Source organism: Azospirillum lipoferum (assembly GCF_024170005.1).
GTDB lineage: Bacteria > Pseudomonadota > Alphaproteobacteria > Azospirillales > Azospirillaceae > Azospirillum > Azospirillum lipoferum.
Genome location: NZ_JALJXJ010000003.1, coordinates 130,345 through 145,300, shown reverse-complemented (window position 1 = coordinate 145,300; position 14,956 = coordinate 130,345). Strand labels below are relative to the sequence as shown.

Annotated in this window: 13 protein-coding genes; 3 read left to right on the top strand and 10 right to left on the bottom strand. The window is 68.4% G+C overall.

Going from position 1 to position 14,956, the window contains the following annotated elements:
- Nucleotides 1-57 precede the first annotated feature (57 nt).
- On the bottom strand, nucleotides 58-1,251 hold the full coding sequence (locus J2848_RS08120) for a phosphoglycerate kinase (RefSeq protein WP_149229496.1): 1,194 nt from the start codon (nucleotides 1,249-1,251) through the stop codon (nucleotides 58-60).
- 302 nt (nucleotides 1,252-1,553) lie between these two features.
- Between J2848_RS08120 and J2848_RS08115 the strand changes: the two genes are divergently transcribed.
- Both J2848_RS08115 and J2848_RS08110 read left to right on the top strand, forming a co-directional pair.
- On the top strand, nucleotides 1,554-3,158 hold the full coding sequence (locus tag J2848_RS08115) for a CYTH and CHAD domain-containing protein (RefSeq protein WP_149229497.1): 1,605 nt from the start codon (nucleotides 1,554-1,556) through the stop codon (nucleotides 3,156-3,158).
- Between the two features lie 11 nt (nucleotides 3,159-3,169).
- A complete protein-coding gene (locus tag J2848_RS08110; RefSeq protein ID WP_149229498.1) occupies nucleotides 3,170-3,793 on the top strand; it encodes a nucleotide-binding protein in 624 nt (207 codons plus the stop codon).
- 18 nt (nucleotides 3,794-3,811) lie between these two features.
- Here J2848_RS08110 and J2848_RS08105 read toward each other — a convergent pair whose 3' ends face one another.
- The 6 genes from J2848_RS08105 to J2848_RS08080 all read right to left on the bottom strand — a co-directional run bounded on the left by J2848_RS08105 (nucleotide 3,812) and on the right by J2848_RS08080 (nucleotide 10,706).
- Entirely contained in the window at nucleotides 3,812-4,507 is a 696-nt protein-coding gene (locus J2848_RS08105) for a helix-turn-helix transcriptional regulator (protein ID WP_149229499.1), read from the bottom strand.
- Between the two features lie 23 nt (nucleotides 4,508-4,530).
- Nucleotides 4,531-4,908: a VOC family protein gene (locus tag J2848_RS08100; RefSeq protein WP_149229500.1), complete on the bottom strand. Its 378-nt coding sequence runs from the start codon at nucleotides 4,906-4,908 to the stop codon at nucleotides 4,531-4,533.
- 131 nt (nucleotides 4,909-5,039) lie between these two features.
- Nucleotides 5,040-8,285 (bottom strand): error-prone DNA polymerase, encoded by a 3,246-nt coding sequence (locus J2848_RS08095; protein ID WP_149229501.1) that lies wholly within the window; start codon nucleotides 8,283-8,285, stop codon nucleotides 5,040-5,042.
- A gap of 104 nt (nucleotides 8,286-8,389) precedes the next feature.
- Nucleotides 8,390-8,911 (bottom strand): hypothetical protein, encoded by a 522-nt coding sequence (locus tag J2848_RS08090; RefSeq protein ID WP_149229502.1) that lies wholly within the window; start codon nucleotides 8,909-8,911, stop codon nucleotides 8,390-8,392.
- Nucleotides 8,912-8,936: 25 nt separating this feature from the next.
- Nucleotides 8,937-9,530 carry a hypothetical protein gene (locus tag J2848_RS08085; RefSeq protein ID WP_246193619.1) on the bottom strand — a complete coding sequence of 198 codons (594 nt, stop codon included), beginning with the start codon at nucleotides 9,528-9,530 and terminating at the stop codon, nucleotides 8,937-8,939.
- A 108-nt stretch (nucleotides 9,531-9,638) separates the two neighbouring features.
- Nucleotides 9,639-10,706 (bottom strand): GGDEF domain-containing response regulator, encoded by a 1,068-nt coding sequence (locus J2848_RS08080; RefSeq protein WP_149229503.1) that lies wholly within the window; start codon nucleotides 10,704-10,706, stop codon nucleotides 9,639-9,641.
- A 229-nt stretch (nucleotides 10,707-10,935) separates the two neighbouring features.
- On the opposite strand from J2848_RS08080, the gene J2848_RS08075 reads away from it, so the two are divergent.
- A complete protein-coding gene (locus J2848_RS08075) occupies nucleotides 10,936-12,828 on the top strand; it encodes a potassium transporter Kup (RefSeq protein ID WP_149229504.1) in 1,893 nt (630 codons plus the stop codon).
- Between the two features lie 132 nt (nucleotides 12,829-12,960).
- Here J2848_RS08075 and J2848_RS08070 read toward each other — a convergent pair whose 3' ends face one another.
- From J2848_RS08070 to J2848_RS08060, 3 genes are all read right to left on the bottom strand, one after another.
- The gene (locus tag J2848_RS08070) at nucleotides 12,961-13,215 is read right to left on the bottom strand and encodes a hypothetical protein (RefSeq protein ID WP_149229505.1); all 255 of its coding nucleotides are present in this window, start codon (nucleotides 13,213-13,215) and stop codon (nucleotides 12,961-12,963) included.
- A gap of 83 nt (nucleotides 13,216-13,298) precedes the next feature.
- Nucleotides 13,299-13,895: a hypothetical protein gene (locus J2848_RS08065; protein ID WP_149229506.1), complete on the bottom strand. Its 597-nt coding sequence runs from the start codon at nucleotides 13,893-13,895 to the stop codon at nucleotides 13,299-13,301.
- Between the two features lie 116 nt (nucleotides 13,896-14,011).
- Nucleotides 14,012-14,953 carry an Hsp33 family molecular chaperone gene (locus J2848_RS08060; protein WP_149229507.1) on the bottom strand — a complete coding sequence of 314 codons (942 nt, stop codon included), beginning with the start codon at nucleotides 14,951-14,953 and terminating at the stop codon, nucleotides 14,012-14,014.
- Nucleotides 14,954-14,956: the final 3 nt, after the last annotated feature.

Sequence of the window (14,956 nt, the reverse complement as noted above, 5' to 3'; positions counted from 1 at the left end):
AAAAAGGCTCCGGGCCGAAACCCGGAGCCTTTTTCGTTCGCGCTTCCGTAGAACCGCTTACTTCTTCAGCGCCGCGACACCCGGCAGTTCCTTGCCTTCCAGCCATTCCAGGAAGGCGCCGCCGGCGGCGGACACGTAGGTGAACTTGTCCTCGGCACCGGCATGGGCCAGCGCCGCGACGGTGTCGCCGCCGCCGGCGACCGACAGCAGGCCGCCGGCTTCGGTGCGGGCGGCGACCAGACCGGCCACCGCGTTGGTGCCGGCGTCGAAGGGCTGGATCTCGAAGGCGCCGAGCGGGCCGTTCCAGACGATCGTCTTGGCGCCCTGGAGCTTCACGCCCAGGAACTCGACGGTGGCCGGGCCGATGTCGAGAGCCATCTCATCCGCGCCGATGGCGTCGAAGGCGACGACGCGGTTGGCGGCACCGGCCTTGAATTCCTTGGCGACGACGAAGTCCTTCGGCAGCAGGATCTCGCAGTTGGCTTCCTTGGCGGTCGCCATGATGGCGCGGGCCTGATCGGCCATGTCCTTCTCGCACAGCGAGGCGCCGACGTCGGTGCCCTGGGCGAACAGGAAGGTGTTGGCCATGCCGCCGCCCAGCACCAGCAGGTCGACCTTGCGGACCATGTTGCCCAGCAGTTCCAGCTTGGTCGAGATCTTGGCTCCGCCGACGACGGCGGCGACCGGCCGTTCCGGCTTCTCCAGCGCCAGCGTCAGGGCCTTCAGCTCGGCTTCCATCAGGCGGCCGGCGGCGCTGGGCAGCAGGCGGGCGACACCCTCGGTCGAGGCATGGGCGCGGTGGGCGGCGGAGAAGGCGTCGTTGACGTAGAGGTCGCCCAGCTCGGCCATCTGCCTGGCGAAGGCAGGGTCGTTCTTTTCCTCTTCGGCGTGGAAGCGGGTGTTCTCCAAGAGGACGATGGCGCCTTCATGCACCTTGGCGATGGCTTCCTTCGCCTTCTCGCCGACGCAATCCTCGGCGAAGGCGACCTTCTGGCCGACGGCGGCGCTGAGAGCGTCCAGCACGTTGCGCAGCGAGTTCTTGGTGTCCGGACCGTTCTTCGGGCGACCGAAATGCGACAGGACGACGACCTTGGCGCCCTTGGAGGACAGCTCCTTCAGGGTGGGGGCGAGGCGGTCGATGCGGGTGGTGTCGGACACCTTGCCGTCCTGCATCGGAACGTTCAGGTCGGCGCGGACCAGCACCGTCTTGCCGCTCACCTCAAGGTCGTCGATCGTGTTGAAATCGGTCATCGTCACACTTCCCCAATTATGGCCGATCCCAGCGGGACGGGCCGTTTCAGTTTGCGGGAACCCAACCACAGGCCTGCACGCTTTGCAACGCCCCAGGGGTGGGGTGAAATGGGGCATAATGACCCTGCAACCGGATGTTCGATGCGTCGTTCCGGTTGCTCCGGAACAGGCCGGGATACGGGGACGGGGGCATCGCAACCGCAGGCTTCTGCAACATTTCGGTAACTTGACCCTGTCCATGGGCTGTGCAAACACCCAACTGTAGGCCATTGGGCCGCAAAACGGGGGTTGAAGCGCAGGCGATGGCTGAGGCCGAGATCAACCGCGAGACGGAACTGAAGCTGGCGGCGAAGCCGGAAGACTTCGACAGGCTGCGCGCCGCTTCCGCCATCGCAGACCGGGTGACCGGCCCGGCGGCGACACGGACCCTGGAAAGCACCTATTACGACACCGAGGACCGTCGGCTCGCCGCGCGCAAGGTGACGCTGCGGGTGCGCAAGACCGGCGATGGCTTCGTCCAGACGGTCAAGTCGGCCCCGGACGAGGACGGGCTGGGGCGCGGCGAGTGGGAGTGCGCGGTGACCTCCGCCGCCCCGGACCTGACGCTGATCGCCGATGCCGAAGCCATCGACCTGCTGGGCTCGCTCAGCGACTCGGACCTGCGGCCGGTCTTCACCTCCATCGTCGAACGGACCACCCAGGACGTGACTCTGGGCGAGGGTGACGACGCCACGGTCATCGAGGTCGCCTTCGATCGCGGCCGGATCGAGCTGCCGGACGGCCGGTCCACCGACCTGTGCGAGGTGGAACTGGAGCTGAAGAGCGGCACGCCCGCCGCCCTCTACGATCTGGCGCAGGAACTGGCGCAGGCCGCTCCGCTGCGGCTGGAGATGCGGACCAAGGCGGAACGCGGCCATGCGCTGGCCAATGGCGCCGCCGACAAGGCGCTGAAGGCGGAAAAGCTGCTGCTCGACCCCGAGACGACGGTCGAGGGGGCGGTGGCGCGGATCGTGCGCGCCTGCCTCGCCCATATGGTGGCGAACGAGGCGGTGACGCTGGCCGGCGAGGATCCGGAGGGCGTGCACCAGATGCGCGTGGCGCTGCGCCGGCTGCGTTCGGCCACCGCGCTGTTCCGGCCCTTCATTCCGGCCACGCAGTATCTGTGGCTGGTTGGCGAGATCAAGTGGCTGGCCGGCAGCCTGGGGCCGGCGCGTGACTGGGACGTGTTCGGTGAGGAGCTGCTGGCTCCGGTGCGCGACGCCTTCCACAAGGCCGACGGCCATGGCCGCTCGGCGGTCGAGGATCTGGACGCGCTGGCCGCGGCGGCCGAGGCCAAGCGGCTGCGTGCCTATGAGGGCGTGCGCGAGGCGATCCGGTCCGACCGCTACACCGCCTTCCTGCTGGGCGTCGGCAGCTGGGTGGAGAAGCGCGGCTGGCGCGACCAGCCGGTCAGCGAGGAATCGGTGCGGCTGTTCCAGCCGGTGATCGGGCTGGCCGACCATCTGCTGAACAAGCGCCACAAGAAGGCCAAGCGGGCCGGCCACGGCTTCGCCCATCTGCCGGTGGCCCAGCGCCACCAGCTGCGCATCGCCCTGAAGAAGCTGCGCTATGCCGTGGAGTTCTTCCGCAGCCTGTATGACGACAAGCCGGTGCGCCGCTACATCCAGCAGATGGCCGCCTTCCAGGACGCGCTGGGGCACCTGAACGACGTGGCGACGGCGACGCGGCTTCTGCACGAGCTGCATGACGACGGCAGCCGCTCGGCTCCCGGTGAGCCGCGTGCCGCCGGCATCGTCATCGGCTGGCATGCCCGCGGGGTGGCCGACACCGAGGCGGCGCTGGTCGCCCTGTGGCATGATTTCATCGACACCAAGCATTTCTGGTCGAAGCCGGACGCCGGGGTGTAGAGTCCACGGCCATGCTCACGATCCTCGTCGCCAACATCAAGGGCGGCTGCGGCAAGACGACCGTCGCCACCCACCTCGCCGCCGCGTCCGCCGCGGCCGGCCTGTCCACCGTGCTGGCCGACGTCGACCGTCAGCGCTCTTCGCTCGGCTGGCTCGACCGTCGGCCGGAGAAGGCGCCGGTTCTGGTCGGGCTCGACTGGGCCAAGGATTTCACCGATACGCCGCGCGGGACCAAAAGGCTGGTGATCGATGCGCCCGCCGCGCTGAAGACCAGGCAGATCGAGGATCTGGTGAAGATGGCCGACGTCGTCGTGCTGCCGGTGCTGCCCGGCGCCTTCGACGAACAGGCAACCCAGCGCTTCCTGGTCAAGCTCGACGAGTTGAAGCGCATCGCGAAGAAGAAGGCGACGGTGGCGGTGGTCGGCAACCGCATGCGCGCCCGCACCAAGGCGGCCGACCGGCTGGACCGCTTCCTGGGCGGCATCGGCCATCAGGTGGTGACGCGGCTGCGCGACAGCCAGATCTACGCCGATGCGGCGGAAAGCGGCCTCAGCCTGTTCGACATGCCGGGCAAGCGCGCCGCCGAACACCGCGGCGACTGGCAGCCGTTGCTGAGCTACATCGACGGGGTTTGAGGGGCAGGCGTATGGGCCTCACCCCTGCGGACAGCCCTCCTGGCGCCAGCGGGCGAGATAGTCATCCAGGCCGCGGCCGGGGATCTCGTCGAAGCGGCGCTCCAGGGCCAGCAGGGTGTCCATGCGGTCGATGCGGAAGCTGCGGAACTCCTCGCGCAGCTCGCACCAGGCGCCGAGCGTCCACACACGTCCCCAGAAGAACAGGCCCAGCGGCTGGACCGCGCGGGCGGAATGGGTGCCGTCCTGGCGCCGGTAGTCGAACATCACCACGCGCCTAGCGTTGATGGCGCAACGCAGCACGTCCATCCGGTCGCGCAAGGCGGCGGGGAAGGAGAAGTCGGGGACGAAGACGCGGCTGTCGGCCAGTTCGCGCCGCCGCGCCTCCGGCACCACCGCCTCCACCTTGTCGAGCGCACGGGCGGCGGCATCGGCCAGCCCACCGCCGACCCAGGCACGGGCGAGGCGGGCGCCGACGACCAGCGCCTCCACCTCGTCCCGGGTGAACATCAGCGGCGGCAGGTCGTAGCCGTCGCGCAGCAGATAGCCGACGCCGGCCTCGCCCTCCACCGGAACGCCGGAGGAGGCGAGGTCGCGCATGTCGCGGTAGACGGTGCGCTCCGACACCTCCAGGCATCGCGCCAGCTCGGCAGCCGTCACCAGCCGCCCCTTGCGGAGATGCTGGACGATCTGGAACAGGCGGTCGGCGCGGCGCATGGCGGCGGTTCCGGCAGGAAGGATCAGTGCATCGAATAGAGGCCGATGCGGTTGCCCTCGCTGTCGATGAGCTGGGCGAAATAGCCGATTTCGGGGGTGATCAGCGTCTTCGGCACGAGGATGCGGGCGCCGGCCTGCTCGGCACGGGCCAGCGGGGCGGACAGGTCGTCGCCGCCGTTCAGGTAGACGGTGGTGCCGTCGGCGCTGGGGTTGCAGCCCTCATGCTGGATCAGGCAGCCCTTCACGGCGGTGCCCTCGGCCGGGAAGATGGCCATGGTCACGCCGCTGGGGCAGGGCTCCTGCACCATCTTGATGGCGAAGACGGTCTCGTAGAAGCGGACGGCGCGGGCGAGGTCGGTGACGGGAATCTCGAACCAGGTGACGACGTGCGGGATGTTCATCGGAGTGGCTCCTGACAGAAGGGAGAGGGATGTTCGTGGTTCGTGCCGGCACGCCCCCTTGATAGCACACCCCCTCCTGACAGCGTGATGTCAGGAGCAATCGGTTGGCCGAATTAAAATGGCCGGCCCCTTCAATGAAAATTGCGGCCCTTGGGGAAGGGGCCGGCTGCCGGGCGGTTCTCGCCGGTCAGCTCGGCCAGCCGGTGGGTCAGGTCGATCAGCGATTCCACGCGCAGATGCACGACACCGTCGTGTTTCTGCACCCGGCCGGTGGCGGCCAGCATCCGGGCGGTCATGATCGGGCGGCGGAAGGTTTCGAAGGCGTCGGGCATGACGACGAGGTTGGTGATTCCAGTCTCGTCCTCCAGGGTGAGGAAGACGACGCCTTCGGCGCTCCCTGGCCGCTGGCGCACCAGGACGAGGCCGGCGGTGGTCAGGCGCCGGCCGTCGCGCGTCTGGGCCAGCCGCTCCGCCGGGGTGACGTTGGGCAGGCCGTCGCGCAGCAGCGCCAGCGGGTGGGCCTTCAGCGACAGGGACAGGCTGCCGTAATCCATCACCACATGCTCGCCCAGCGCCATGGCGGGCAGCGGGGCTTCGGGTTCTTCCGCCATCGGGCCGTCGAGTCTCGCGAACAGTGGCAGCGGCTGGTCGCCCAGTGCCCGCACCGCCCACAGCGCCGCCCGGCGATCGAGCCCGACGGAGCGGAAGGCATCGGCCTTGGCGAGCTTTTCCAGCGCCGCGACCGGCAGACGGGCACGGCGCCACAGGTCGTAAGGATCGCGGTAGCCGTCGGCGCGGGAAAGGACGAGGGACTCGGCGTGCTCCGGGGTGAAGCCCTTGATGAGGCGGAGACCCAGGCGGAGGGAGAGGCTTTTCCCCCTCTCCCCCCCGGGGAGAGGGTCGGGGTGAGGGGGATCCGCGGGGAGGATCTCTTCGGCTGCGCCGAACCCCCTCATCCTAACCTTCTCCCCGGGGGGGAGAAGGGATTGGTCCTGGGGTTCGATGGTGCAATCCCATCCCGACAGATTCACGTCCGGCGGCAGCACCGTCACGCCATGCTCCCGCGCGTCGCGGACGATCTGGGCGGGGGCGTAGAAGCCCATTGGCTGGCTGTTCAGCAGGGCGGCGGCGAAGATGGCGGGGTGGTGGTGCTTGATCCAGGCGGAGACATAGACCAGCAACGCGAAGCTGGCGGCGTGGCTTTCCGGGAAGCCATATTCGCCGAACCCCTCGATCTGCTTGAAGCAGCGCTCGGCGAAGGCGGGGTCGCAGCCTTTGGCGGTCATGCCGGCGATGAACTTGTCGCGGAACAGCTGGACCTGTCCGGTCTTGCGGAAGGCCGCCATGGCGCGGCGCAGCTGGTCGGCCTCCTCGGCGGTGAAGCCGGCGCCGACCATGGCGACCTTCATCGCCTGTTCCTGGAACAGCGGGACGCCCAGCGTCCTGTGGAGGACCGGTTTCAGCTCCGGCATCGGATAAGTCACCGGCTCCACTTTGCTGCGGCGGCGCAGGTAGGGATGGACCATGCCGCCCTGGATCGGGCCGGGGCGGACGATGGCGACCTCGATCACCAGATCGTAGAACGTCTTGGGCTTCAGCCGGGGCAGCATGCTCATCTGGGCGCGGCTTTCGACCTGGAAGACGCCCAGGCTGTCGGCCCGTCCCAGCATCTCGTAAACCGCCGGATCGCCCTGGGGCAGGGTGGCGAGAGCCCAGCGCGTCCCATGCACCTGTTCGATCAGGTCGAAGGCGCGATGGACGCAGGTCAGCATGCCCAGCGCCAGCACGTCGACCTTCAGGATGCCCAGCGCGTCGATGTCGTCCTTGTCCCACTCGATGGTGGTGCGGTCCTCCATCGCCGCGTTGGCGACCGGGCAGAGGTCGGACAAGGGGCCGCGGGTGATGACGAAGCCGCCGACATGCTGCGACAGATGGCGCGGGAAGCCGATCAGCTCGTGGGCAAGCTCCAGCGTGCGCTTGAGTCTCGGGTCGTCCGGGTCGACGCCGAGCTTGCGGGCGCGCTCCTCGTCCACCCCCTGGCCGCTCCAGCCCCAGATCGAGCCGGTCAGCCGCGCCACCAGATCGGCCGACAGCCCCATCGCCTTGCCGACCTCGCGCAGGGCGCTGCGGGCGCGGTAGCGGATGACGGTGGCGGTCAGGCCGGCGCGGGCGCGGCCGTATTTCCTGTAGATGTACTGGATCACCTCCTCGCGCTTTTCATGTTCGAAATCGACGTCGATGTCCGGCGGCTCGCCGCGGGCGCTGGAGATGAAGCGCTCGAACAGCAGATCGACCTCGGTGGGATCGACCGAGGTGATGCCCAGGCAATAGCAGACGGCGGAGTTGGCGGCGCTGCCGCGGCCCTGGCACAGGATGTCCTGTTCCCTGGCGAATTGGACGATGTCGTGGACGGTCAGGAAGTAAGGGGCGTAGCGCCGCTCGGCGATCAGGGCCAGTTCGCGCTCCACCGTCCGGTGCACCGCATCGGGAATGCCGCCGGGGAACCGGTCGGATGGATACCGCTTGGCCGCTCCGTCCCAGGTCAGGGCGACCAGCGTGTCCTGCGGGTCGCGGCCCTCCGCCACCTCGTCGGGATATTCATAGCGCAGTTCGTCCAGCGAGAAGCGGCAGGCCTCGGCGATCTCCAGCGTCCGGGCGACGGCGTCGGGATGGTCGCGGAACAGGCGCATCATCTCGACGGCCGGTTTCAGGTGGCGCTCGGCATTGGCGGACAACCGCCAGCCGGCCTCGTCGATGGTGGTGTGGTGGCGGATGCAGGTCATCACATCGGCCAGCGCCCGCCGCCCGGCGCCGTGATAGAGCACGTCGTTGGTGGCGACCAGCGGCACCCCCTCCGCCTCTCCCAGCCCGGCCAGCCAGCGCAGCCGCCGGGAATCGTCGCCCTGGTAGCGGTGGCTCGCCGCCAGGTAGAGCTGCCCGCGCGCCAGCCCGCTGCGCCAGGCGCGCAACTCGCGCAGGAACGACTCGTCACGCTGGTTGGGGCCGAGCAGCAGGAACAGCATGCCTTCGGCATGGGCCAGCACGTCGGTGCGGGCGATGAAGCATTCGCCCTTCGGCGCCCGCATCTTGCCCAGCGTCAGCAGGCGCGACAGCCGGGCGTAGGCGGCGCGGTCGGTCGGGTAGGCCAGCAGGCTGTCGGCGTCGGTCAGGTCCAGGCGGCAGCCGATCAATACCCGAAGGCCGAACTTCTTGGCCGCCGCATGCATCTGCACCACGCCGGCCAGCGAATTGCGGTCCGTCACCCCCACCGCCGCCAGACCCAGCGCCGCCGCCGTCATCGCCAGCTCGTCAGGCTGCGACGCCCCCTCCAGAAAGCTGAAGCTGGTGGCGACCTGCAGTTCGGCGTAACGGATCATGGCAAGGCTCCCCGGCGCTGGCGGATGGATGCGCACGGGGATGATAGTCTGGTAATGGGATTGATGTCATTATTGTGGCGGGGATAAACCCGTCATGAACACATCTACCCCAGATAGGACTCTGTGCCCATGACCGTGAAGCCCTTGTTCTCGGGGAAGCGGGCGTTGACCTTTTCACGGGCCTTCTTCTCGTCCAACGCATAAACCAGGAAACGCCGGCCGCGCTTCCAGCCGTCGAGCGCGGTGGGGGTGAGGTTGCCGTTGACGCGGGAGGCGTATTCGATGTTGACCACCCGCAGAAGCCAGCCCTGGTCCTTCTGGGTGCGGCGATCGTCCAGCACATAGATGCGGCGGTCGCCGGCGCCGGCGGCCTTCAGACGCTGTTCCAGATCCTCGCAGCCCAGATCGGCCATCGCCTTGCGGCGGCGGGCGTCGCGCAGGTCGCGGGCCTGTTGCAGCGTGACGCGGGCGATCTTCTTGATCCGCTCCACCTGCGCCTGCTTGCGCGAGACGGCGGTGGCGATCCGCTCCTCCGACGTCTTCAGGCGGCGCAGCGCCAGCAGCAGCGACACCGCCAGAGAAGCGAGGCCGACCAGACCGGCGAAGATGTAAGGCATGCTGTCCATGGCGTGTCCGCTTTCGACGGGGATCTCAACTGGCCTTGGCGACGGGGGCGTCGGCGGACAGGAATTCCTGCATCCGCGTCACGGCATAGCCGAAGGCGGGCGGGTAGCGCCGCTCGATCTCCGTCCGTGCCTCCGCCATCGAGCGGGCCCATACCTCGATCATCTGCGGCTGGGCCCAGCTGGGGTCGATCAGCGCGTGTTGGCTCTGCTGGGCGCCGCCGGTGCCGACATATTTGTTCACGACCATGGCGACGTAGCAGGGGCTGCCCTGGACCTCCTCGCCGATCAGGCGGACCAGCCGTTCGCCGGACTGGCGTGCGTCCTCGACCTGACGTTCCATCACCTTGCGGCGGCGCAGAACATCCTCCACCGCGCCGTCCAGTTCCTTCAGCTCTTGCACGCGGTCGCCGCGGCGGGCTTCGAACTTGGTCTCCAGCTTGGCGCGGCGGGCGATGACGTCGCGCACTCCCTCCGACCCGTGCCGGCGTTCGATCGCGCGCTCGCCCATCACGATGACGAGCTTGCCGATGCCGAATCCCAGCCCGGCCAGCCCGAAGGCGGTGATCAGCGCGTTGGTGTAGTCCTGCCACATGTGCGAACCCCCGATCGGGAATGCCATCCGGTTGGATGTCTCCAGCGATAGGAGTAACCCCTGGCTTGCCGCCGTTCAATCGCGGCGCTGTAACGAGATTAGACAGGAAAGATGCGGGTGGGGTGCGTAGTGGCCTCACCCCGTTGCGCGTTCGACCCGGTTGCGGCCGGCCTGCTTGGCGGCGTGCAGCGCGTGTTCGGCGCGGTGCAGGGTCTGCTCGACGCCTGGCTCGCCGGGCAGCCAGTTGGCGACGCCGATGCAGGCGGTGACGGAAATCGCCCGCTCCTCCACCAGGATCGGGCTGTCGGCCAGGGCGGCGCGCACCCGTTCCGCCACCACGATGGCGCCGGCACTGTCGGTTTCCGGCAGGAGTACGACGAATTCCTCGCCGCCGGACCGGGCGATGTGGTCGGAGATGCGCAACGCTGCCCGGACCCGCTTCACCACCCCGCGCAGCACCGCGTCGCCGATGGCGTTGCCATAGGCGTCGTTGACCGCCTTGAAGCCGTCGAGATCGATCAGGAAGACGCCGAGAGGACGGCCATAGCGCCGCGCCCGCGCCAGTTCCGCCGCGGCCAGCTCCAGGAAGCGGCGGCGGTTCCACACGCCGGTCAGCGGGTCCAGCATCGCCATGCGGTTCAGGCGGACGGTCGCCTCCTCCAGCGCGCGGCTGCGTTCGGCGAGTTGCCGTTCCAATTCGGCCAGATCGGCATAGGCGCGCAACGCCGTCACCACGCTGGTGAACAGCCGGCGCGCCGTCAGCTCCGTCTTCGCGGTGTAGCCGTCGATCTCGTAGGCGAGCACCAGTTCCTCCTCCGGCACGCGGGCCGGCTGGCCGGTGCGCAGGATGATTCGGACGGTGCGGTTGCCCAGATCCTCGCGGATGCGGCGGACCAGCTGCAATCCGGCATCCTCGGTCTCCATCACCACGTCGAGCAGGATGACGGCGATGTCCGGAGTGGCGCGCAGGATGCGTTCCGCCTCCGCCGCACTGGTGCAGTCGAGGAGGCGGACCGGACGGCCGCGGAAGCGCAGCCGGGCGAGCGCCAGCCGGGTGACGGCATGCACCTCCGGCTCGTCATCGGCGACCAGCACCAGCCAGGGGGGCGCCGCCGGGTCGACAGGATGGGCATTGCCGGTCCCGGCAGGGGCATCCTGCGGGGTGGGGGACTCGTCCGAGGCGAACAGGAAATCGTTGGACATGGCTGCCGGCTCGGGACTGTCCATGGTGCACGCAAGGATGGAAGCACGGCCTCGACCCCGATGCAACGGTGCCGAGTGCCGCGCCCAACCTATATCGTTTTGAACCCATCGGGGAAAATGACGGGGGATCGGTCGCGGCGGTGGCGCGTTTCGCCATTCGGTGCTTGCGTGGTCACGCCAAGCCACCTTAGGCATGGCTGTGCGTAGAAACGATCGGAGCTGACCGGGGATGGAAGCAAGCATGGACGGGCGGGAGCATGCGGCGAAGCTGCGCGCGCTCGCGCTGGGGGCGCTGGGTGTCGTCTATGGCGACATCGGCACCAGCCCGCTCTACACGCTGCGCGAATGCCTGACCGAGGGCGGCGGCTTCCCGCTGGTGCCCGAGGTCATCCTGGGCGTGCTGTCGCTGATCTTCTGGGCGCTGATCATCACGGTGACGGTGAAGTACGTCATCTTCATCATGCGCGCCGACAACCAGGGCGAAGGCGGCATCCTGGCGCTGACCGCGCTGGCGTTGCGCGGCATGCGGCCGGGGCACCGGCGGACCGGAGTCGTCATGGCGATCGGCGTGATGGGTGCCTCGCTGTTCTACGGCGACAGCCTGATCACCCCGGCCATTTCGGTGCTGAGCGCGGTGGAGGGGCTGCATGTCGTCGCCCCCGCCCTGGACAGCTACGTCATTCCGATCACGCTGACCATCCTGGTCGGGCTGTTCGTGTTGCAGCGGTTCGGGACGGAGAAGGTCGGCAAGCTGTTCGGTCCGGTAATGCTGGTCTGGTTCCTGACTCTGGCGGCGCTGGGGCTCGGGCAGATCGTCCGCTATCCCGGCGTGCTGGGGGCGGTGTGGCCCGGCCATGCGGTGGAGATGCTGTTCAACCATGGCTGGCACGGCTTCCTGCTGCTGGGGGCCGTGGTGCTGGCGGTGACGGGGGCGGAGGCGCTCTATGCCGACATGGGGCATTTCGGCCGCAAGCCGATCCGCGGCGCCTGGTACAGCATCGTGCTGCCGTCGCTGCTGCTGTGCTATTTCGGCCAGGGCGCCCTGCTGCTGCATGAACCCGAAGCGATCGAGAACCCCTTCTTCCATCTGGCGCCGGACTGGGCGCAGGTGCCGCTTCTGCTGCTGGCGACCGCCGCCACCATCATCGCCGGACAGGCGGTGATCTCCGGTGCCTATTCGGTGACCTTGCAGGCGATGCATCTGCGCTATCTGCCGCGGATGGAGGTGATGCACACCTCGGAGCACGAGAAGGGCCAGATCTACATGCCGCAGCTGACCTGGCTGCTGCTGGCCGGCGTCATCCTGCTGGTGCTGACCTTCCAGACCTCCAGCAATCTCGCCGCCGCCTACGGCATCGCGGTGACCGGCACGATGGTGGCGACGACGCTGCTGGCCTACAAGGTCGCGCGCTCGCTCGGCCGCTGGAAGCTGTGGCAGGCGGTGCTGGCGCTGGCGGTGTTCCTGACCGTCGACATGGCGCTGTTCCTGGCCAATCTGGTGAAGGTGGAGGAGGGCGGTTGGTTCCCGCTGGTGGTTGGTGCGGCGGTCTTCCTGCTGATGGCGACGTGGCGGCGCGGCCGCGAGGTGGTGCGCAAGCGGCTGACTGAGGACGCGCTGCCCTTCGACATGCTGCTGGAGCGGTTGAAGAGCGGATCGGTGCAGCGGGTGCCCGGCACCGCGGTGTTCCTCACCGGCAACCCGCGTGGCCTGCCGCCGGGACTGCTGCACAGCCTGAAGCACTACAAAGTGCTGCACCAGCGCGTCGTGCTGCTGACCGTCGATATCGAGGATGTGCCGCATGTGCCGGACGAGCAGCGCTTCGAGCTGAAGGCGCTGTCGGCCGGTTTCTTCCGGCTGATCGTCCATTTCGGCTTCAAGGATGAACCGGACATCCCGCTGGCGCTGGAGACCAAGCGGATCCCCGGCCTGCCGTTCGAGCCGATGGAAACGACCTATTTCGTCAGCCGCGAGACGCTGATCCGCAGCCACGGCAAGGCCGGGCTGCCGCGCTGGCAGGAACCGCTGTTCATCTTCCTGTCGAAGCTGTCGTCCAGCGCGTCGGAGTATTTCTGCATCCCGCCCAACCGGGTGGTCGAGCTGGGCATGCAGCTGGAAATTTAGGGCAGAGTCTGCCGGCCAGATTTTTCCGGCCAGATTTGCCGATGGCCGCGGCGGACGGGGGCAGTTTCTGCCGCCCCCGCCCGAAGGCCGCTCGCCTCATGCCGCTACCGGACGGTCTTCACCAGACGGCCGCTACCAGACAATAGACACCGGCGGTTTGTAGGCGGAAGCGGCGAACATCTGCCGCACCGCCAGTTCCAGCTTGATCTGCGCCTCCGACTTCTTGACGAAGGACAGATCGATGCCGCCCAAGGACTTCACCACGCAGCCGGAGCGGCTGAGATTGCGGAGCGCCGCCTGGGACGCCTGCTGTTTTTCCTCGGGAATCGCGGTGATGGTGGCCGATCCCTCCTTCGGCCGGACGACATAGAGGTCGAATTTCGGCATGGGCACTCTCCGTTCTGACGAAACGTCGGGTGCCCCACCGCAAAGGCCGGGCCAACTTCTGCAAAAAGGTCAGCGCCGGACCATCAGCGCCGGACCATGGGTGCCAGATCCTTGCGGATGCCGGCATCGAGGCGGGCGTTCAGGTCCTCCATCATCCGGCGGGTGATGTCGAGGAAGGTGGCCTCGCGGTCGGCCAGCGAGATGTTCTCCGCCACGGTGGTGGAATGGGTGACGGTGGAGCGGGTCACGCCGCGGAAGCCGCCGTTGCCGGTGTCCGGCACCTCGCCGGTGATCTCCACCTCGATCCGGCCGTCATAGCGTTGGGCCTGGTCGTTGGTGAAATAGCCGGTGATGCCCTTCTTGGTGGGCAGCGCCACCTCGACGATGCTGGCGTCGCGGATGGTGACACGCACGCGGCCCGTCCCGCCGGCCGCCTGCAGCCGCTCCGCCGCCCAGCGCCGCACCGCCTCGGCCGGCGGGATGGCGGACCGGCCCTCCACATGCTTGGCCCCGGTCGGGCGATAGGCGTCGACCACGTCGATGGTCCCGGCATTCAGCACGATCGGCCCGAAATTGGAGAAATCGACCGGACGGGGCGCCGGCCGCAGCGGCGCGCTCTGGCAGGCGGCAAGCAGGAGGGTGGCCGTTCCGGCGGCAAGGGCAAAGCGGCGCGACAGCATGGGGGCTCCGGTTCGGGGCTGGAGGTTGGCGGATAAGGAAAGGGGCGCGGCGCGGACGCCGCGCCCCCATGAACGCGCTGGTGTCGGACCCTATTCCCAAATCGAAAAATCTAGACTCAGGCGGCAGGGCCATACACGCGGTCGAGATCCGCGTCGGTGAAGTGGTAGTCGGTCGAGCAGAACTGGCAGGTCACCTCGACCCGGCCGTCGTCGATCTTCAGTTCCTGCACCTCTTCGCGGGGCAGGCTGCGCAGCATGGTCTCCACCCGCTCGCGCGAGCAGCGGCAACCGAAGCGCAGGGCGTGGCCCTCGTAGACGCGCACGCCGTCCTCGTGGAACAGGCGGTAGAGCAGGTCGGCGGCCGGCAGGTCGGTCGACAGCAGCTCGTCGCCGGACACGCTGGCCATCAGCGCCATGGCGCGGCGCCAGTCGTCCTCGTTGTCCGACGCGGTCAGCCCCTGTTCCTGGGGCAGGCGCTGGACCATGATGCCGCCGGTGCGCCAGGGGCCGAAGGTGCCGTCGGGCATCGCCGCGCGGTCGACCGAGACGGTCAGGCCGGTGTCGATCTGCTCGGACTGGCGGAAGTAATGCTGGACGCAGTCGGTCAGCGTCTTGCCGTACAGCTCGACGATGCCCTGGTAGCGGTCGGTATCCGGGCCCTGGTCGACCGTGAAGGCGATGTAGCCCTTGCCGAGCAGCGCTGCCGCCGGAGCGATGTCGACGTCCCGCTCGGCCCTGGCCAGCGCTTCCGGATCGAACTGGGCATAGGCGCGCACGTCGCCGACCGAAGTGACGTCGGCCACCATCAGGCGGATCGGACCGTCGCCCTTGGTCTGGAGCGTGAAGATGCCCTCGTACTTCAGCATGCTGGCGAGCAGCACGGCGAGCGTCGCCGTCTCCGCCAGGAAGCGGGCGACGGTGGGCGGATAGTCGTGGCGGGTCAGGATCTCGTCGATCGCCGGCCCCAGCTTGACGATGCGGCCGCGCAGGCGCGACGCCTCGATCTGGAACGGCAGGACGAAATCATCGGTGAGCGGGCGGACGGACGGATCGTCCATAGG